Source organism: Paracoccus sp. SCN 68-21 (assembly GCF_001724535.1).
Taxonomy (GTDB): Bacteria; Pseudomonadota; Alphaproteobacteria; order Rhodobacterales; family Rhodobacteraceae; genus Paracoccus; species Paracoccus hibiscisoli.
In genome coordinates, this window is the sequence record NZ_MEES01000033.1 from 1 (window position 1) to 18,982 (window position 18,982).

Annotated in this window: 21 protein-coding genes; 12 read left to right on the forward strand and 9 right to left on the reverse strand. The window is 68.5% G+C overall.

Annotation, left to right across the window (positions count from 1 at the left end):
- Window positions 1-144: 144 nt before the first annotated feature.
- Window positions 145-396 carry a DUF2312 domain-containing protein gene (locus ABS73_RS10750; RefSeq protein WP_042248738.1) on the reverse strand — a complete coding sequence of 84 codons (252 nt, stop codon included), beginning with the start codon at window positions 394-396 and terminating at the stop codon, window positions 145-147.
- A gap of 117 nt (window positions 397-513) precedes the next feature.
- On the opposite strand from ABS73_RS10750, the gene ABS73_RS10755 reads away from it, so the two are divergent.
- From ABS73_RS10755 to ABS73_RS10810, 12 genes are all read left to right on the forward strand, one after another.
- Complete coding sequence (locus tag ABS73_RS10755) at window positions 514-741, forward strand: hypothetical protein (RefSeq protein WP_277019558.1); 228 nt, start codon at window positions 514-516, stop codon at window positions 739-741.
- 92 nt (window positions 742-833) lie between these two features.
- A complete protein-coding gene (locus ABS73_RS10760) occupies window positions 834-1,259 on the forward strand; it encodes a YeeE/YedE family protein (RefSeq protein WP_277019557.1) in 426 nt (141 codons plus the stop codon).
- Window positions 1,256-1,672, forward strand: a complete 417-nt coding sequence (locus tag ABS73_RS10765) for a DUF6691 family protein (RefSeq protein WP_277019556.1) — start codon at window positions 1,256-1,258, stop codon at window positions 1,670-1,672. Before ABS73_RS10760 ends, ABS73_RS10765 begins: the two co-directional genes overlap by 4 nt.
- Window positions 1,669-2,118 carry a D-aminoacyl-tRNA deacylase gene (dtd, locus tag ABS73_RS10770; protein ID WP_277019554.1) on the forward strand — a complete coding sequence of 150 codons (450 nt, stop codon included), beginning with the start codon at window positions 1,669-1,671 and terminating at the stop codon, window positions 2,116-2,118. Before ABS73_RS10765 ends, dtd begins: the two co-directional genes overlap by 4 nt.
- Before the next feature lie 224 nt (window positions 2,119-2,342).
- Window positions 2,343-3,716: a DEAD/DEAH box helicase gene (locus tag ABS73_RS10775; protein ID WP_423805159.1), complete on the forward strand. Its 1,374-nt coding sequence runs from the start codon at window positions 2,343-2,345 to the stop codon at window positions 3,714-3,716.
- A 99-nt stretch (window positions 3,717-3,815) separates the two neighbouring features.
- Window positions 3,816-4,388, forward strand: coding sequence for a thymidine kinase (locus ABS73_RS10780; RefSeq protein ID WP_136856814.1), 573 nt, complete (start codon window positions 3,816-3,818; stop codon window positions 4,386-4,388).
- Between the two features lie 87 nt (window positions 4,389-4,475).
- The gene (locus tag ABS73_RS10785) at window positions 4,476-5,630 is read left to right on the forward strand and encodes a D-alanyl-D-alanine carboxypeptidase family protein (protein ID WP_277019551.1); all 1,155 of its coding nucleotides are present in this window, start codon (window positions 4,476-4,478) and stop codon (window positions 5,628-5,630) included.
- Complete coding sequence (tmk, locus tag ABS73_RS10790) at window positions 5,630-6,226, forward strand: dTMP kinase (RefSeq protein WP_277019549.1); 597 nt, start codon at window positions 5,630-5,632, stop codon at window positions 6,224-6,226. The genes ABS73_RS10785 and tmk overlap by 1 nt, the downstream gene beginning before the upstream one ends.
- Entirely contained in the window at window positions 6,223-7,332 is a 1,110-nt protein-coding gene (locus ABS73_RS10795; protein ID WP_277019547.1) for a DNA polymerase III subunit delta', read from the forward strand. Before tmk ends, ABS73_RS10795 begins: the two co-directional genes overlap by 4 nt.
- A gap of 3 nt (window positions 7,333-7,335) precedes the next feature.
- On the forward strand, window positions 7,336-8,130 hold the full coding sequence (locus tag ABS73_RS10800) for a TatD family hydrolase (protein ID WP_277019545.1): 795 nt from the start codon (window positions 7,336-7,338) through the stop codon (window positions 8,128-8,130).
- Window positions 8,127-8,954: an MBL fold metallo-hydrolase gene (locus ABS73_RS10805; protein WP_277019543.1), complete on the forward strand. Its 828-nt coding sequence runs from the start codon at window positions 8,127-8,129 to the stop codon at window positions 8,952-8,954. Before ABS73_RS10800 ends, ABS73_RS10805 begins: the two co-directional genes overlap by 4 nt.
- Complete coding sequence (locus tag ABS73_RS10810) at window positions 8,951-9,895, forward strand: AEC family transporter (RefSeq protein WP_277019541.1); 945 nt, start codon at window positions 8,951-8,953, stop codon at window positions 9,893-9,895. Before ABS73_RS10805 ends, ABS73_RS10810 begins: the two co-directional genes overlap by 4 nt.
- Here ABS73_RS10810 and ABS73_RS10815 read toward each other — a convergent pair.
- From ABS73_RS10815 to ABS73_RS10850, 8 genes are all read right to left on the reverse strand, one after another.
- Window positions 9,799-10,518 carry a hemerythrin domain-containing protein gene (locus tag ABS73_RS10815; RefSeq protein ID WP_286693454.1) on the reverse strand — a complete coding sequence of 240 codons (720 nt, stop codon included), beginning with the start codon at window positions 10,516-10,518 and terminating at the stop codon, window positions 9,799-9,801. The two genes, ABS73_RS10810 and ABS73_RS10815, sit on opposite strands and share 97 nt — an antisense overlap.
- Window positions 10,515-11,465, reverse strand: coding sequence for an ABC transporter permease (locus tag ABS73_RS10820; RefSeq protein WP_277019538.1), 951 nt, complete (start codon window positions 11,463-11,465; stop codon window positions 10,515-10,517). Before ABS73_RS10820 ends, ABS73_RS10815 begins: the two co-directional genes overlap by 4 nt.
- Before the next feature lie 4 nt (window positions 11,466-11,469).
- Entirely contained in the window at window positions 11,470-12,771 is a 1,302-nt protein-coding gene (locus ABS73_RS10825; RefSeq protein WP_277019537.1) for an ABC transporter permease, read from the reverse strand.
- Window positions 12,772-12,825: 54 nt separating this feature from the next.
- Window positions 12,826-13,902: an ABC transporter substrate-binding protein gene (locus ABS73_RS10830; RefSeq protein WP_277019535.1), complete on the reverse strand. Its 1,077-nt coding sequence runs from the start codon at window positions 13,900-13,902 to the stop codon at window positions 12,826-12,828.
- Between the two features lie 104 nt (window positions 13,903-14,006).
- Window positions 14,007-15,077 carry an ABC transporter substrate-binding protein gene (locus tag ABS73_RS10835; protein ID WP_277019533.1) on the reverse strand — a complete coding sequence of 357 codons (1,071 nt, stop codon included), beginning with the start codon at window positions 15,075-15,077 and terminating at the stop codon, window positions 14,007-14,009.
- 22 nt (window positions 15,078-15,099) lie between these two features.
- Window positions 15,100-16,203, reverse strand: a complete 1,104-nt coding sequence (locus tag ABS73_RS10840) for an ABC transporter ATP-binding protein (RefSeq protein WP_277019531.1) — start codon at window positions 16,201-16,203, stop codon at window positions 15,100-15,102.
- 201 nt (window positions 16,204-16,404) lie between these two features.
- Window positions 16,405-18,312, reverse strand: coding sequence for a DEAD/DEAH box helicase (locus ABS73_RS10845; RefSeq protein WP_277019530.1), 1,908 nt, complete (start codon window positions 18,310-18,312; stop codon window positions 16,405-16,407).
- A 150-nt stretch (window positions 18,313-18,462) separates the two neighbouring features.
- Entirely contained in the window at window positions 18,463-18,939 is a 477-nt protein-coding gene (locus tag ABS73_RS10850; protein ID WP_277019528.1) for an acyl-CoA thioesterase, read from the reverse strand.
- Between the last annotated feature and the right edge of the window lie 43 nt (window positions 18,940-18,982).

Here is an 18,982-nt window from a genome sequence, read left to right on the forward strand (position 1 = left end):
TCTGCGCGTCGGTCAGCCAGTAAAGATTGCTCATCGATCGGGTCTCCTTGCGGAGCCTGAATCACGACAAATGCCTGAAATCAATGGGTCTGGAACCTAAGCCCCTGCGCGACCCCCGCGCGCAGGGGCAGCGCAGAGATGCGGTCAGACCATGCCCAAGGCGGCCTTGTACATGTCCAGGATCGCCTCTTCCTCGGCGATGTCGTCCTTGTCGCGGCGGCGCAGGGCGATGATCTGCTTCATCACCTTGGTGTCATAGCCGCGGGCCTTGGCCTCGGCCATCACCTCTTTCTGGCGTTCGGCGATGTCCTTCTTTTCGGCCTCCAGCTGCTCGAACTGTTCGATGAACTGGCGCAGCTCGTCTGCCGCCACTCCATAAGCCTGATCGTCCTGCATCGGATTCGTCCCCTCTTGCGCATGTGCCCCGCGTGTTAGGCGGTCTTGTCGGGCGGTGCAATCGCCGCTAGGGGACGGGCGCGGCACCCCGCCTGCCTGTCGCCAAAGGAGACGACCATGACCCTGTTCGACTGGATCATCTGGACCGGCGCCGCGCTGACGCTGCTGGGCCTGGGCGCGCTGGTGTGGTGCATCTGGACCGTCAGCCGCGCCCGCGCCAAGGGCCTGGACGACGAGGCTCTGCGCGTCCGCATGCGCGGCGTCCTGGCGGTGAACATGGCGGCCCTGGCCGCATCGGCCATCGGCCTGATGATGGTGGTGATCGGCATCATCCTGGGCCGCTGAGCTCTGGGACCGGACTTGCCGGCCGCCTAAGCCTTGACACATTCGCGAATTGGAATACATCCTGTCCAGGCGACGGGATGAAAGGACACATCATGAACCCGGACTGGATCCTGGGACTGATCGGCGGGCTGATGATCGGCGCGGCGGCGGCCCTGTATATGCTGGGCAACGGACGCATCATGGGGGCCAGCGGCCTGCTGGGCAGCGTGATCGACGGCACGGGCCGCGCCAACCTGGCCGAGCGGCTGATCTTTCTGGCGGCACTGGTGGCCGTCCCCGCGGTGATGGTCGGCACCGGCGCGGCCGAGGCCTCGGCGCCCGTGGCGGGCCTGGGCATGCTGGCGCTGGCGGGGCTGCTGGTGGGCTTCGGCACGCGGCTTGGCAGCGGCTGCACCTCGGGGCACGGGGTCTGCGGCATCTCGCGGTTGTCGCTGCGGGGGATCGTGGCGACGCTGATTTATCTGGGCACGGGGGTGGCTGCGGTGCTGATCGCGCGCCTGATGGGGGGTGCGGCATGACGCGGCTGGTGATCGCCGCCCTGTCGGGCGGGCTGTTCGGCGCGGGGCTGGTGGTGTCGGGCATGACCGACCCGGCCAAGGTGCAAGGGTTTCTGGACCTGTTCGGTGCCTGGGACCCGACGCTGGCCTTTGTCATGGGCGGCGCGGTCGTGGTGATGTTTCTGGCCTGGCGCATCGCCGCAGCCCGCGACCGGTCGGTCAGCGGCGCGCCGCTGCCCGCGATGCCCGAACAGCGGCTGGACGGGCGGCTGATCGGGGGGGCTGCGCTGTTCGGCCTGGGCTGGGGTCTGTCGGGCCTGTGTCCGGGCCCGGCGATGGCGTCGCTGTCCTTCGGCGGGCCGTCGGTCTGGGTGTTCTTTGCCGCGATGGTGGCCGGCATGGCGCTGTTCGGCCTGTGGAGCCGCCGCGCATGAGGGTTCTGGTCCAGCGCGTCGCCCAAGCCTCGGTCTTGGTCGATGACCAGGTCGTGGGGCGCACTGGGCCGGGCCTTCTGGTGCTGGCCTGCGCGATGCAGGGCGACGACCCCGCCACGGTGGACCGGATGGCCGGGCGCATCGCGCGCCTGCGCATCTTTCGCGACGATCAGGGGCGGATGAACCGGTCGCTGCTGGACACCGGCGGGGGCGCGCTGGTCGTTAGCCAGTTCACCCTGGCCGCGGACACACGCAGCGGCAACCGCCCCGGTTTCTCTGCCGCAGCCGACCCCGACACGGGCCGGGCGCTGTATGAACATCTGGCGCAGGCACTGCGCGATCTGGGGATCGCCACCGAAACGGGGCGCTTTGGCGCCGACATGCAGGTGTCGCTGACCAATGACGGTCCGGTGACGATCTGGCTGGACAGTGCGGATCGGGGTTGACTTTCGCGTCATTCTGCCCCATCTCACCCTCATCGCCGTCCGCTGCCGCGTGAGCAGCCCTTGGGCATAGCCCGAGACGCCGACACCCATTCCAGTTTCCCATTCACGCGGGGAGGCAGCAGGCATCCTCGTATCGCGCCTGCACCCCTGCCATTGGCTGCGCGCTGTCGTGCGGCCCCTGCCCTTGCGTCCGATACGGGGGACGCATGGGGACGAAAGATCCTATGGAACAGAACAATACCCGCCTTCGCCCGAATCGTGGTGGCAAATCGACTCCCGCCCGTGCGCCGATCCAGGCCAACGAAGGCCGCCGCGCCCCCGCGCGCGAACCGGTCATCACCGGACCCTTTGCCGATATGGGCATCGACCACCGCATCAACGCGAACATCATCGCGATGGGCCTGACCACGCCTACGCCGATCCAGGAACAGGGCATCCCCGCCATCGTGCAGGGCCGTGACGTGCTGGGCCTGGCCCAGACCGGCACCGGCAAGACGGCGGCCTTCGGCCTGCCGATGCTGACCCGCCTGATCAACTATGGCAAGAAGCCTGACCCCAAGACCTGCCGCGCGCTGATCCTGGCGCCGACCCGCGAGCTGGCCACCCAGATCGCGACGAACATCGACGCCTATGCCGAAGGCACCCCGATCCGGTCGTTCCGCGTCGTGGGCGGCGCCTCGATCAACACCCAGACCGAGCGTCTGTCGCGCGGCGTGGACGTGCTGATCGCGACGCCGGGCCGCCTGATGGACCTGATCGAGCGTCGCGCGATCAGCCTGGAGGCCACCACCTATCTGGTGCTGGACGAGGCCGACCAGATGCTGGACATCGGCTTCATCCACACCCTGCGCAAGATCGCGCGGATGCTGCCGCGCGAGCGTCAGACGCTGATGTTCTCGGCCACGATGCCCAAGCTGATGTCCGAGCTGTCGGACACCTATCTGACCAACCCGGTCAAGGTCGCCGTGAACCCGCCCGGCCAGGCCGCCAAGAAGATCGACCAGGGCGTGCATTTCGTCAGCCAGGGCGACAAGGCCAAGCTGCTGGCCGAATACATGTCCAAGCACACGCAGGAAATGGCGATGGTCTTTGGCCGCACCAAGCATGGCTGCGACAAGCTGGCCAAGCTGCTGGACAGCTGGGGCTTTGCCGTCGCCGCGATCCACGGCAACAAGTCGCAGGGCCAGCGTGAGCGCGCCCTGGAGGCGTTTCGCAAGGGAGAGACCAAGGTCCTGGTCGCCACCGACGTGGCCGCCCGCGGCCTGGATATCCCTGACGTGGCGCATATCTATAACTACGACCTGCCCAACGTGCCGGAAAACTATGTCCACCGCATCGGCCGGACCGCGCGTGCGGGTCGTGACGGTCGCGCCGTGGCCTTCTGCTCGCCCGCCGAGTTGGGAGAGCTGCGCGCCATCGAAAAGGCCATGAAGAACACCATCCCCGTGATCGGGGGCGATGTGCCTTCCGCGGCGGCAGCCGCTGCGGCCGGTCCCGCAGGCGGCCCGCAGCGCGGTCGTGGCAAGCCGATGGACGGGGGTGCGCACAAGCGCCCGGCCCGCCGCCCGTCGCGCGCACCCAAGAGCCGCACGGCCTGATCCTCGCCGCGAAGGCGATCCCAAGACAGCCGCCGGGGCGCGATCCCCGGCGGCTTTCGCTTGTGGCGGGGCTGTCGCGCGGGTATGGCCCACGGCGTCATGGCAAAGCTCTATTTCAACTATTCGACGATGAACGCCGGCAAGAGCACCTTGCTGCTACAGGCATCCTACAACTATCGCGAACGCGGCATGGACACGCTGCTGCTGACGGCGGCGCTGGACGACCGCGCGGGCCAGGGCCGCATCGCCAGCCGCATCGGCATCGCGGATGAGGCCGCCTCGTTCGACAGCGCGACCGACCTGATGGCGCTGATCGCGGCCAGCCTGCCGCGCCCGGCCTGCGTCTTTATCGACGAGGCGCAGTTCCTGACCCGCGACCAGGTTTGGCAGCTTGCCCGCGTGGCCGATGATCTGGGCATTCCGGTCATGTGCTATGGCCTGCGCGTCGATTTCCGCGGAGAGCTGTTCCCCGGATCGGCGGCCCTGCTGGCCCTGGCCGATGACATGCGCGAGGTCCGCACCATCTGTCATTGCGGCAAGAAGGCCACCATGGTCATCCGCCAGGACGATCAGGGCCGCCCCATCACCGAAGGCGCGCAGGTGCAGGTCGGCGGGAACGAGACCTATGTTTCTCTGTGCCGGCGTCATTGGCGCGCGGCGGTGGGGGCCTGATCACGTTTTTCGCGGCGCTTTCAACGCGCGTTGCGGGCACGCAGAGGTTGATGTAACCATTGCGGAAAACAGGCAAGGGGACACATCATGCGCACATTCCTGATCTGGATCGCCGCGGCGCTGGCCATGGCGGCCCCCGCGCGGGCCTTTGATACCGCGGCCACGTCGGCCTGGGTCTATGACGTCCAGTCGGGAACGGTCCTGATGGAAAAGAACGCCGACGTGCCTCTGCCCCCGGCCTCGATGTCCAAGCTGATGACGCTGACCATGCTGTTCGAGGCCCTGCGCGACGGTCGCGTGGCGATGGACACGACCTTTCCCGTTTCGGAAGAGGCATGGCGGATGGGCGGCTCCAAGATGTTCGTCGAACCCGCCGACCGTCCCACCGTCGAAGAGCTGATCTATGGCATCATCATCAACTCCGGCAATGATGCCTGCGTCGTGGTGGCCGAAGGGCTGGCCGGCAGCGAGGACGCCTTTTCCCGCCTGATGAACGAACGCGCCGCCCAGCTGGGCCTGACGCATACCACGCTGACCAACAGCTCGGGCTGGCCCGACCCCGGCCACCGCATGTCGATGGAGGATCTGGGGCTGCTGGCGGATTACATGATCCGCGAATTCCCGGACCTCTATCCGATCTTCGCGATGACCTCGTTCAACTACAAGGACCGGGTGCCCTCCAATGCCCGCAACCGCAACCCGCTGCTGGCCATCGGGGCGGCGGACTGGACTGCCGACGGGCTCAAGACCGGGCACACCCAGGAGGCCGGATACGGTCTGGTCGGCTCGGCCATCCAGGACGGGCGGCGGGTGATCTTCGTCATCAGCGGGTTGCAATCGGACCGCGCGCGGGCCGAGGAATCGGAACGTCTGGTCAATTGGGCGTTTCGCCAGTTCACCATGCAGAGCCTTGTTCCTGCAGGGGAAACGGTGGTCAGCGCGCCCGTCTGGCTGGGCACCGCCAGCCGCGTTGGCCTGACCACCGCCAATGGCGTGAACGTGCTGGTCCCCGCGGGCGTCCAGGACAAGGTCCGGGTCGAGGTCGTTTATGACAGCCCCATCCCCGCCCCCATCGCGCGCGGCGACCGCTTGGGCCAGCTGGTCGTGACCATCCCCGGCACCCGCGACACGGTCACGCCGCTGATCGCCACCCAGGACGTTCCCGAGGCGGGCTTTCTGGGCCGCATGAAGGGCGCCGTGATGCAGCTGGGTCAGCGCGCCATCACCGCCGTCACCGGCTGATGCTGATCAGCCTGGAAGGCATCGACGGCTGCGGCAAATCCACCCAAGCCCGCCTGCTGACCAACGCGCTGCGCGCCGAGGGCCGCGACGTGGTGCTGACCCGCGAGCCCGGCGGCAGCCCCGGCGCCGAGGAGATCCGCCGCCTGCTGGTCGAGGGTTCCGGCGAACGCTGGTCGCCCGAGACAGAATGCCTGCTGTTCACCGCCGCCCGCCGCGATCATCTGGAACGCACCATCCGCCCCGCGCTGCAGGCTGGCCGCGTGGTGGTGACCGACCGCTTTGCCGACAGTACCCGCGTCTATCAGGGCGCGGCGCGGGGTGATCTGCGGGACATGGTCGACCGGTTGCATGCGCTGATGATCGGGGTCGAGCCGGACCGGACCTTCGTCATCGACATCGACCCTGCGACGGGGCTGGCGCGGGGCAACGCGCGTGGCGGCGCCGAGGATCGGTTCGAAAGCCTGGGCCTGTCGTTCCAGCAGCGTCTGGCGACGGGGTTCCGCGCGCTGGCCGCCGAATATCCCGACCGCGTGCGCCTGATCGACGGCAGCGGCAGCGCGGATGACGTCTCCGCCCGCATCCTGGCCGCGCTGTGAAGACCGCCCCCGACGACATTCCCGAACCCGACCGGGTTCCCGGCGCGCCCCATCCACGCCACGCGCCCCGCGTGATCGGGCAGGATGCAGCGGTGGCGTCTTTCCTGCAGGCCGCACAGGGCGAGAGGCTGCATCACGCATGGCTGCTGACCGGGCCGCGCGGCGTGGGCAAGGCGACGCTGGCCTGGGCCATCGCGCGCTGGCTTTTGGCCGATACCGGGCGGGCCGATCTGTCCGTTGACCCCGACACCCCCGAGGCCCGCCGCATCGCCGCCCTCTCCGAGCCGCGCCTGGCCCTGATCCGCCGCCCCTGGGACGACAAGACCAGCCGCCTGCGCGCCGAGATCACCGTGGACGAGATCCGCCGGCTGCTGTCCTTCTTCCACCTGTCGGCCGCCGAAGGGGGGCGCCGCGTCGCCATCATCGACGCCGCCGATGAGATGAACACCGCCGCCGCCAACGCCCTGCTGAAGGTGCTGGAGGAGCCGCCCTCCGACGCCCTGATCCTGCTGATCGCGCATCAGCCCGCGCGGCTGCTGCCCACGATCCGGTCGCGCTGCCGCACGCTGCGCCTGTCGCCGCTGCCGCCGCGCCAGATGTCCGCGATTCTGTCCGACATGGGCCTGAACGAGGATGCCGAGGCGCTGTCGGCCCTGTCCGACGGATCGGTCGGAGAGGCGCTGCGGCTGGCGGGTCAGGGGGGGCTGGACCGCTATCAGGCGCTGGTCGATCTGTTCGTGACCCTGCCCCGGCTGGACCGGGTGGCCGCGTCGAAATTCGCCGACGGCGCAGCGGGGCGCGCGGGCGCCGATGGCGATCCGTTCGACCTGACGATTACCGTGCTGGACCGCTTCGTGACACGGCTGGCGCGCGCGGGTCTGATGGGCGCGCCCCTGCCCCAGGCCGCGCGCGGCGAGGGTGCGCTGATGGCGCGCCTGTCGCCCGACGATCACGCCGCCCGCATCTGGGCCGAGGCGCAATCCCGCCTGTCGGCGCGCGCCCGCACGGGTCGGGCGGTCAACCTTGACCCTGCCGCGCTGGTCATGGATATGGTGCTGGAACTGGCGCAGCTGCCGCCCGCGCAAGCGTCCCTGACCAAGGCCTGACCGATGACCGATGCGGCCCTCCGGCTGACCGACAGCCATTGCCACCTGGATTTTCCCAATTTCGACGGCGAACATTCCGCCCTGATTGACCGCGCCCGCGCCGCGGGCGTCGGGCGCATGGTCACCATCTGCACCCGCCTGCGCCAGGAGCCCGCCGTCCGCGCCCTGGCCGACGCCCATGACGGCGTCTTCTACGCCGCCGGCACCCACCCGATGAGCGTCGCGTATGAGCCAATGGCCACTGTCGATCAACTGGTGGCCCTGGCCGAACACCCGAAATTCGTGGCCATCGGGGAAACCGGGCTGGACTATCACTATACCGCCGACAGCGCGCAGGCCCAGCAGGACAGCCTGCGCATCCACATCCAGGCCGCGCGCCTGACCCGCCTGCCGCTGATCATCCACGCCCGCGACGCCGATGACGACATGGCGCGCATCCTGGCCGAGGAACACCGCGTGGGTGCCTACAGCTGCGTCATGCACTGCTTCAGCTCGACCCCGGTGTTGGCACAAGCCGCGCTGGATCTGGGGTTCTACCTGTCGATGTCGGGCATCGCAGCCTTTCCGCGGTCGCAGGATCTGCGCGACATCTTCAAGGCCGCGCCCCTGGACCGCATCCTGGTGGAAACCGACAGCCCCTATCTGGCTCCGCCCCCCCATCGCGGGCGCCGGAACGAGCCCGCCTATGTCGCCCATACCGCCGCCGTGGGCGCGGACCTGTTCGGCCTGACCCTGCCCGATTTCGCCGCCCGGACCGAGGCGAATTTCGACCGCCTGTTCTGGAAGGCCGCCCGATGACCGACACGATCCGCGCCACGATCCTGGGCTGCGGATCGTCGGGGGGCGTGCCGCGCCTTGGCAACCGATGGGGCGATTGCGACCCGGCGAACCCCCGGAACCGCCGCCGCCGCTGTTCGCTGCTGGTCGAACGCGACGGGCCGGGCGGCACCACGCAGGTGCTGATCGACACAGGCCCCGATCTGGTGCCGCAGATGCTGGACGCGGGCGTGGCGACGCTGGATGCGGTGGTCTATACCCACGCCCATGCCGACCATGTCCACGGCATCGACGACCTGCGCCAGTTGGTCTTCAACGCCCGCCGCATCCTGCCGCTCTGGGCGGACGACCCCACGGCCGAGGCGCTGACCACCCGTTTCGGCTATGTCTTCCAGACGCCCGAGGGCAGCCAGTACCCCCCCATCTGCGCCCTGCACCCCATAACCGGCCGCATCACCATCGACGGGCCGGGCGGCGCGATCACGCTGATCCCCTTCCGTGTCCAGCACGGAGAGATCACCGCCCTGGGCTTTCGCATCGGCGGGCTGGTCTATCTGCCCGACGTGTCCGACATACCCGACACCGCCTGGCCGCTGATCCAGGACGCGCCGGTCTTCGTCATCGACGCCCTGCGCCCCGAGCCTCATCCCAGCCACGCCCATCTGGACCTGGCGCTGAACTGGATCGCCCGCGCCCGCAGCCCGCGCGCCGTGCTGACCAACATGCATATCGAGATGGACTACGCCGCCGTCGTCGCCCGGACCCCGCCCCATGTCGAACCCGCATTCGACGGCATGCGGATCGTGACCACCGCCCACAGCCCCGACCTGCCCCCCGCCGCATGAGCGTCCTCTTCACGATCATCCTGCCGGTCTTCCTGATCGTGGGCTTCGGCTATCTGGTGACCTGGCGCGGCTGGTTCAGCGCGGCGGGCGTCGACGGGCTGATGAGCTTTGCCCAGAATTTCGCCGTGCCCGCGCTGCTCTTCGTGTCGATGGCCCGGCTGGATCTGGGGACCGAATTTCGCGCCCAGCTGCTGATCCCCTTCTATGCCGGGGCCTTCGCGGCCTTCGGTGCGGGCTGGGCCGGGGCGCGCTGGCTGTTCCGCCGCCCCCCGGTCGATTGCGTGGCGATCGGCTTTGTCTGCCTCTTCTCGAACACGCTGCTGCTCGGGGTGCCGATCACCGAACGCGCCTATGGCCCCGACGCGCTGGCGGGCAATTGGGCCATCATCGCGCTGCATTCGCCTATGCTCTATACGTTTGGGATCACGGTGATGGAATTCACCCGCGCCCGCGGCAGCGGCCTGTCCGTCGGACGCGTGGCGCTCAAGGCGCTGACGGGGGTGCTGCGGACGTCCCTGGTGATCGGCATTCTGGCGGGGCTGTCGGTGAACCTGCTGATGCAGGCAGGCCTGGCGCTGCCGCAGGGGTTCTGGGACGCGGCCGACATGATCGCCCGCGCGGCACTGCCTGCGGCGCTGTTCGGGCTGGGCGGCGTTCTCTATCGCTATCGCCCCGAGGGCGACATGGCGACCATCGCGATGTGCTGCGCCGCCTCGCTGCTCGTCCACCCGGCGATCACCTTCGGCACGGGATGGCTGCTGGGCCTCGACCGCGACGGCATGCGCTCGGCGGTGCTGACCGCGTCGATGGCCCCCGGGGTGAACGCCTATCTCTTCGCCAACATCTACGGCGCCGCGCGGCGGGTGGCGGCCTCCAGCGTCCTGATCGCCACGGCCCTCTCGACCCTGTCCGTCTGGATGTGGCTGGCGCTTCTCCCTTGACATGACGCGGGGGTCCGGGTGGCCGCAGGCTCCCCGGCGGGGGGTGCGGGGGGCTGGCCCCCCGCCGTCGGCACGCGCAACGCCCCCAGAGGCTCCTCCAACGCCCGCTCCTCATAGCCGAAATGCGACCGGATCGCCCGGTCCAGCACCGCGAAATCCGCGGCGCAGCGTGCGAACCCCTCCGCCCCCGGCGACGCCGCCAGATCGCGCGCCGCCTCGTGCAGGGCGCCGATCAGCCCGTGGATCACCGCATGCTCGGCCTTCAGCCGCGCGATGACCGGCGCCAGAACCGCGCCGCCCCGATCGGCCAAGGCGGGGAACATCCACTGCTCCTCAATGTCATGGTGGTTCTGCAGCAACGCGCAATCACGCCCGCAGGCGGTGCCGAACAGCGCCATGTTGCGCGCCAGCTGCGTCCCCGCCACTGCCGGTGCCAGATCGGCGGCATTCCCGCTGCCCGCCCTGATCGCATCCAGCAGCCGTGCCACCGCGTCCAGCTCGGCCCGATACATGTCGTGGATCGTGGCCAGACGGCGGCCATGGGCGCGCTCGGCCCGCGTGATCGCGGGATAGACGGGCGGCGCGGGCCGCGCGTCCTCGTCCTCCAGCTCCTCGGGCGTCATCGCGGCGTGACGCCCCGGATGCGCTCGGACCGGCGGCGCAACAGCTCGACCGTGGTCAGAAGCGCGATCGAAAAGATCACCAGCAGCGTCGCCACCGCCAGGATGGCAGGGCTGATCTGCTCGCGGATGCCGTTCCACATCTGCCGTGGAATGGTTTGCTGCTCGGGCCCGGCGATGAACAGCACCGCCACCACCTCGTCGAAGGACGTCACGAACGCGAACAGCGCCCCCGACACCACCCCTGGCAGGATCAGCGGCATCGTCACCTTGAAGAACGTGGTCCGCGGATTGGCCCCCAGGCTGGCCGCGGCCCGGTTCAGCGACTGATCGAAGCCAACCAGCGTCGCCGTGACCGTGATGATCACGAAGGGAATGCCCAGGGTCGCATGGGCCAGGATCACCCCCAGATAGGTGCCCGCCAGCCGCCCGCATTGCGGGTCCAGCCCGATCAGGGTCAGCAGCTCACAGGGGTTCGAGTAGAAGAAGAACATCCCCGTCGCGGTGATGATCAGCGGGACGATCATGGGCGAAATCAGGATCGCCATGATCGCGCGGCGGAACGGCATCTCCGGGCGCGACAGGCCCAGGGCCGCCAGCGTCCCCAGCACCGTGGCCACGATGGTCGAGAACACCCCGATGATGATCGAGTTCTTGGCCGCCTTGATCCAGTTGGCGTTGTTCCAGGCATCCGACCAGAAGGCCCAGCCCTCGGCCTGCGGGTTCTGCATCCCGAAGGTCAGCAGGCTGGAATACCACCGGGTGCTGTAGCCCTCGGGGTCAAAGGACAGCATCCGGTCGGTGAAGGTGAAATAGGGCTCGGCATTGAAGGACAGCGGGATGATCACGATGATCGGCGCGATCAGGAAGACAAAGATCAGCGCGCAGATCGTCAGGCGGGTGTAATGCCACAGACGCTCCAGCGGGCTGGCATAGGTCGGAACGGCCATGCGTTTACCCCAGTTTCAGGTTGTCGACGCCGACAAGGCGATCATAGAGCCAATAGAGCACCAGCACCGCGCCCAGCAGCAGGGCTGCCAGCGCCGCGGCCATGGACCAGTTCAGCGTGCCCGTCATATGCGAGGCGATCATGTTCGAAATCAGCTGCCCCGACGATCCGCCGACCAGCGCGGGCGTGATATAGTACCCGACCGCCAGGATGAAGACCAGCATGGCCCCCGCCCCCAGCCCCGGTAAGGTCTGCGGGAAATAGACGCGGCGGAACGCGGTCCAGCTGGTCGCCCCCAGGCTGCGCGCCGCGCGGACATAGGACGGGTTAATCGTGCGCATCACCGAATACAGCGGCAGGATCATGAAGGGCAGCAGGATATGCGTCATCGCGATGATCGTGCCGGTCTGGTTATAGATCATCTGCAACCGCTGCCCGCCGCCGATCACGCCCATCCAGACCAGGATGTCGTTGATCACGCCCTGCTGCTGCAGCAGAACCATCCAGCTGGTGGTCCGCACCAGCAGCGACGTCCAGAAGGGCAGCAGCACCAGGATCATCAGCAGGTTCGACTGCCGCATGGGCAGCGTCGCCAGCAGGTGCGCGATGGGAAAGCCCAGAACAAAGGTCAGCGCGGTGATCACCGCCGACAGCCAGAAGGTCCGCCAGAACAGGGTCACATAGATCCGCTGCTGTTCGGCGACCTGCTGGACGCGGCCCTCATCGTCGCGGGTGCGGTCCACGGCGGCCAGATAGAAATTGGCGGTGACGGGGGTCGAGGCCTCGCGCATCACCGACCACAGGCGCGGATCGCCCCAGGTCTCGTTGATCTCCAGCAGGGCCTCGCGGTAGGGGGGCTCCAGCCCGCCGCGGACCTGGCGGCCCGTGGCGGTGAACAGCGACCGCGTGCCCGGCATGTCGTAATTGACCCGCGTGCCCACCACGCCGATGCTGCGCGCGTCGGCGCTGGCGACCAGATCCTGGGCCAGCGCGGCCCACGCCGCGTCGTTGGGGTCGGTGCCGCGTTCGGTGGCCGCGAACCAGGCTGAGACCTGGGGCATATTGGCCGAGAATCCGTCATTATAGAAGGACCGCTGCAGCATCTGCCCGATCGGCACCACGAAGGTGATGACGACAAAAGCCAGCAGCGGCAGGACCAGCAGAAAGGCCCGCCTGCGCGCGCGGCGCTGGCTGCGCACCAAGGCGCGGGCCAGCGGCTTGCCGTCGGCGGTGGTCAGCAGCCCCTGCCCCACCCCGGATGCGGTGGTCGCGATGGCGGCATGTGGATCAAGTGCGGCGTTCGCCATGTCGTCCCCGGCAGTCAGGGCCGCCACCCCTTGATGGGGCGGCGGCGTTTCGGATCAGGAGGAGGCCAGCCAGCTGTTGAAGCGTTCGGTCAGCTCGGCGGCATGATCGGCCCAGAATTCCGGGTCGTCCATCACGGCATTGGCCAGCGCCTCGGGGCTGGTGGGCATGTGCGGGCCCATCTCGGTCACGCCGTCCTGATAGAGACCGACCAGCGAGGCCGAGGATTTCCGCGCCGGACCATAGGCGATATAGCGCGCCTGATCGGCCAGCCGCTGCGTGTCGGTGGCGAATTTCAGGTATTCCATCGCGGCTTCGGGATTGGGCGCATCGACCGGGATCACGAACATGTCCATGTCCATGTACTGCCCGTCCCAGATGATCTCGAAGGGCTGGTTCTCGGCCACCATCGCGTCAAAGACGCGGCCGTTATAGACGGTGGTCATGCTGACCTCGCCATCGGCCAGCAACTGCACGGGCTGGGCGCCGGCCTCCCACCAGACAGTGTCGGCCTTGATCGTGTCCAGCTTGTCGAAGGCGCGCTGCACGCCCTCATCCGTGGCCAGCTGGTCATAGACCTCGGCGGCGGGGACGCCATCGGCGATCAGCGCCAGATACAGCGTGCGCTTGGGGTTTTTGGGCAGGCCGCGCTTGCCGGGGAAGGTCTCGGTGTCGAAGAAATCGGCCGCCGTGGTGGGCGCGTCGCCCTCGAACTTGGTGGTGTTATAGCTGATGACCGTGCCCCAGACGATGTTGGCCACGGCGCAATCCAGCAGCGCGCCGGGCACGAAATCGTCCACCGCGGGGGTTCCGTCAGGGGCGGCGGGCAGGCTGGCGGGGTCGATCTCGACCAGCGCGCCCTCGTCGCACAGGCGGATCGCGTCGCTGACCTCGACGTCAAAGACGTCGCCGCTGACGTTGCGCGCCTCGACCTGCGCGCGCAGCGGCGTGGCGGGGTTGTCGGCGGCGAGCATGTTGACGCGGATGCCCGTCTCGGCGGTGAAGGGCTTGTTATAGGCCTCGACCTGGCTGACCTCATAGGCGCCACCCCAGGAGACGACATTGACCTCCTGGGCGGTGGCTGCAAAGGCGAACCCGCCAAGGGCGGTCGACAGAATAAGCGTGGTTTTCACGGTGGTTTTCTCCCGGTTGGATGGTCTCGGGCTGTTGCGCCCGTTGTCATTGGCCCCCTGCGGGGCGATCCGGGCGGCGCGTGGCCGCCCGGGACAAGGCGGGATCAGCTGGCCAGCCAGCTGTTGAACCGCTCGTTCAGCTCGGCGTCGCGGTCGACCCAGAATTCCAGATCGGAGCCCAGCGCGCCTTCCATGTTCGCCTCATAGGTGGGCAGGTTCGGGCCCATCGGCTGATCGGTGCCCTCGATATTGCCGACCATCGCGGCGGCCGACCGACGCGGCGGGCCATAGCTGATGAATTCGGCCGCGCGGGCCTGGGGTGCGGGGGCGGTGGTCCAGGCGACGAATTCCAGCGCCTGTTCCAGGTTCGGCGCGCCGGTGGGGATCACCCAGCCCTCCATCTCGTAGATCTGGCCGTCCCAGATGATCTCGAAGGGCTGCCCGTCGGCCTGGGCCGCGTTGAAGATGCGCCCGTTGAAGGCATAGGCCATGCTGACCTCGCCATCCGCCAGCAGCTGCGGGGGCTGGGCGCCGGCCTCCCACCAGATCACGTCGGTCTTGATCGTGTCCAGCTTTGCAAAGGCGCGATCCACGCCCTCAGGAGTAGCCAGCACCTCATAGACCTCGGCGGCGGGCACGCCATCGGCCATCAGCGCCAGCTCCAGGTTGAACTTGGCGCCCTTGCGCATGGTGCGCTTGCCCGGGAAGGCGGCCGTGTCAAAGAAATCCGCGGGGCTGGCGGGCTTGGCCTCGGGGAATGCGCTGTCGTTGAAGGCCAGGACCATCGAATAGACGTCCGTGCCCACAAAGCACTCGGTCACCGCGCCCTCGATGAAATCGTCCATCGCCGCGGTGCCGTCCTCGGCGGGCAGCAGGATGGCGGGGTCGATCACCTCCAGCGCGCCCTCGTCGCACAGACGCACCGCATCGGCATATTCGACGGATGCCACGTCGATGCTGACATTGCCCGCCTCGACCTGGGCCTTGATGGGCGTGGCGGGGTTGTCGGCGTCGGACATGACGACGCTGATGCCGGTTTCGGCGGTGAAGGGCTTGGCATAGGCCTCCAGGTGGCTGTTGCCATAGGCACCGCCCCAGGACAGCAGGTTCACATCAGCCAGCGCCGGTCCGCCGACCAGGCCGATCGCGGTGCTGAGGGCCAGAAATCGTTTCATTGCAAGGTCTCCGCTTGGACAGTCAGATCGGGTCGAGGGCGCGGGCATCCTGCGGATGCCAGCCGATGCGGATCACCTGGCCGGGGTCCAGACGGGTCTGGCCGATGGTGTTACGCATCTTCATGACGAAATTGTCGCTGCCCGCCACCTTCAGGCGGGCGCGCAGGATGTCGCCCATATAGATCACCTCGACCACATGGGCCTCGATGGTATGGGCGCCGGGGGGCATCATCTCGGGCTTGAACTCGACCCGCTCGGGGCGGATCGAGACGGTGGTGCGCTGACCCTTCTCGCGGATGTTCACGGCGGTGGCGTCGATCACCCCGCCGCCGTCCAGCCGGACCAGGGCCTTGTCGCCGTCCAGCTGCTCGATCACGCCGGGCAGGGCGTTGTTCTCTCCGATGAAGCTGGCGACAAAGCTGTTCTCGGGGCGCTCGTAGAGGTCCGAGGGCGCGGCCAGCTGCTGGATGCGCCCGTCATTGAAGACGGCGATGCGGTCCGACATAGTCAGCGCCTCGCCCTGGTCATGGGTCACATAGACCACGGTGATGCCCAGCCTTTCGTGCAGATGCTTGATCTCGAACTGCATATGCTCGCGCAGCTGCTTGTCCAGCGCGCCAAGCGGCTCGTCCATCAGCACCAGCTCGGGGTCAAAGACCAGCGCCCGGGCCAGGGCGATGCGCTGCTGCTGGCCGCCCGACAGCTGGGCGGGGCGGCGATTGGCGAACTTGCCCATCTGCACCATGTCCAGCGCGCGGGCGACGCGCGTGTTGCGCTCGGCCGAGGACATGCCCCGCACCTCCAGCGGAAAGGACAGGTTCTCTCCGACAGTCATGTGGGGGAACAGCGCATAGTTCTGGAACACCATGCCGATGCCGCGCTTGTGGGGCGGCACCTGGTTGATCGGGCGCCCATCCAGGCGGATCTCTCCGTGGGTGGCGGTCTCGAAACCCGCCAGCATCATCAGGCAGGTCGTCTTGCCGGAACCGGACGGTCCCAGCATGGTCAGGAACTCTCCCTTGGCGATGGAAAGATTCAGGTCTTTGACGACAAGCGTCTGTCCGTCATAGCTTTTTTGCACATGCTCGAAGGCGACGAAAGCGTCGCCGTGGCGGTCGTCCAGCAAAAGGCGCTCTCCCTGTTGTCGTTGGTTATTCAGCGCAAGGGAGAGGTTACGCGCCGCCATCCGCGGCTGGCAACACCAATTACGACATTCCATGACGCGAACGCGTCGCGCCCGGCAACCCCGGGGGGCGCACCGGGCGCGGACCTGCACGACATGCAGGGAAGCCGGGGCGCTGCCTGTTAATCAGGCAACGCGCAAAGCTCAATCGGGGCGCTTGGGGCCCTTGCGATGCGGCTTGGCGGCCGGGGCCTTGTCGGCGCGCGGCTTGGCCCAAGCCGGTTTCGGGCCTTTGGCGGCGCCGGCGGCGGCGGGCTTCTTCTTCCAGGCTTTCACGGCGCCATGGGGTCCGGCGTCGCGCGGGTCGGCGGCGGGGGCCTCATCAGGGACCCAGCCTCCGCGCGCGGCCTTCACCCGGCTCTGATGGCCCTCGTCCGACGCGACAGGCTTGGCGCGGGGCGCGGGCTTGCGGCCTTCGGACCGGTTGTCGGTGCGCGGTGCGCGCGGGGCGCGTTCGATGGGCGCATCCAGATCCGGGGCGCCGTCCATGCGGCGCATGGTGACCTCGTCGCTGATCTCGATGAAATCGCCGAACCGGCTGGCCTGGTCGGCCGCGATCTGGACATAGGACAGGTCCTGCTTGACGCGGATCGCGCCGATGCCGTCGCGGGTGATGCCGCCCGCATCGCAGATCTTGGGCAGCAGCCAGCGTGCCTCGGCCCGACCCGAATGGCCGACCGACAGCGTGAACCAGACCGATGGTCCGAATTCGCGCTGCGGCCGCGGCGCCATGGGCGTGGGCGGGGCATGGGCCTCGGACAGCTCCTCGGCGGCGGGGCGGCCTTCGCGCCACATGCGCAGGAAGGCGGCGGCCACCTGCTCTCCGCCGAACTGCTCCAGCAGCTGGGCGGCCAGGGGCGCATCCTCGCCCGCGGGCTCGTGCAGGCCGGGGTGGTCCAGCATGCGCTGATCGTCGCGGGCGCGCACCTCATCCGCGGTGGGGGCATCCAGCCATTCGGCGGTCACCTTGGCGTTCTGCAGCAGGCGCTGCGCCCGCCGGTAATCGGCCGAGGGCACGATCAGCGCCGAGATCCCCTTGGACCCCGCGCGCCCCGTCCGGCCCGAGCGGTGCAGCATCGTGTCGGGGTTGGTCGGCAGATCGGCATGGATCACCAGCTCCAGCCCCGGCAGGTCGATGCCGCGTGCGGCCACGTCGGTGGCGATACAGACCCGGGCACGCCCGTCGCGCAGCGCCTGCAGGGCGTGGGTCCGCTCCTGCTGGGACAGCTCACCGGACAGGGCCACGCATTTGAAGCCGCGGTTCGACATGCGCGCCAGCAGGTGGTTCACATTGGCCCGCGTCTTGCAGAAGACGATGGCGGTCTGCGCCTCATGGATGCGCAGCAGGTTGAAGATCGCAGGCTCGCGGTCGCGGGCGGTCACGGTATAGGCGCGATAGGCGATGTCGCCGTGCTGGCGCGCCTCGCCCATGGCGGCGATGCGCAGGGCGTCGCGCTGGAAATCGCGGGCCAGCTTTTCGATCGCCGAGGGCACCGTGGCTGAGAACATCAGCGTGCGGCGTTCGACCGGTGCGGCGCCCAGGATGAACTCCAGGTCCTCGCGGAAGCCCAGGTCCAGCATCTCGTCGGCCTCGTCCAGGACGGCGGCGCGCAGGTCCGACAGATCCAGGCTGCCGCGGTCGATATGGTCGCGCAGGCGGCCCGGCGTGCCGACCACGATCTGCGCGCCACGCTGCAGGGCGCGCTTTTCGTTGCGGTAATCCATGCCGCCGACGCAGGTGGCGATCTGCGCGCCGGTCCCGGCATACAGCCATTCCAGCTCGCGCGCGACCTGCAACGCCAGTTCGCGCGTCGGCGCGATGGCCAGCGCCAGCGGCAGCTGACCCTCGATCATGCGCGCGCCGTCCAGCAGATCGGCGCCGATCGCCAGGCCAAAGGCCACGGTCTTGCCCGATCCGGTCTGCGCCGAGACCAGCACGTCGCGGCCCGCAGCCTCCGGCGCCAGAACGGCCGTCTGCACGGAGGTCAGGCTCTCATAGCCCTTGTCGGCCAGCGCCGCCTGAAGGGGCGCCGGGATATTCAGTTCAGTCATGTGATTCGCCAAATGCGGGGACGCCTTGATCGGCATCCGGTGAGCGGCACCCAAAGTCGCTGCGACCGGCCCACCCTGCACCCGCCGCCCCGGACAAGCAGGGCCAAAGGCGGTCTGTTACGCCACCCGCGCGCCAAAGTCCACGCCCAATCACGGCCCGGTCGACGCGGCCTCCTGGCGGGCCGCGATCTCGCGGCGCATGGCGCGACGCACCTCGGCCGCGCGCCAGCGGGCGCGGTCCAGATCGTCCTGCGGATCGGCGGGCGGCACGGGCAGCGGCCTGCCCCGCTCATCGACCGCGACCATGGTGAAATAGCAGGAATTGGTGTGCCGCCGGGTGCCGCGGCGGATATGCTCGGCCTCGACCCGGATGCCGACCTCCATCGACGTGCGTCCGGTATGGTTCACACGGGCGCGGAACGTGACCAGTTCGCCCACATGGATCGCCTCCTTGAAGGTGACCTGATCGACTGACAGGGTGACGGCGTATTCCCCCGACCAGCGCGACGCGCAGGCATAGGCGACGCGGTCCAGCAGCGCCAGTAGGGCTCCGCCATGCACCTTGCCGCTGAAGTTCGCCATGTCCGGCGTCATCAGCACCGTCATCTCCAACCCGCGTCTGTCCATCTTCGGCCCCGTGGCAACCCTGCGCCCGCATCCTGAAACAGCA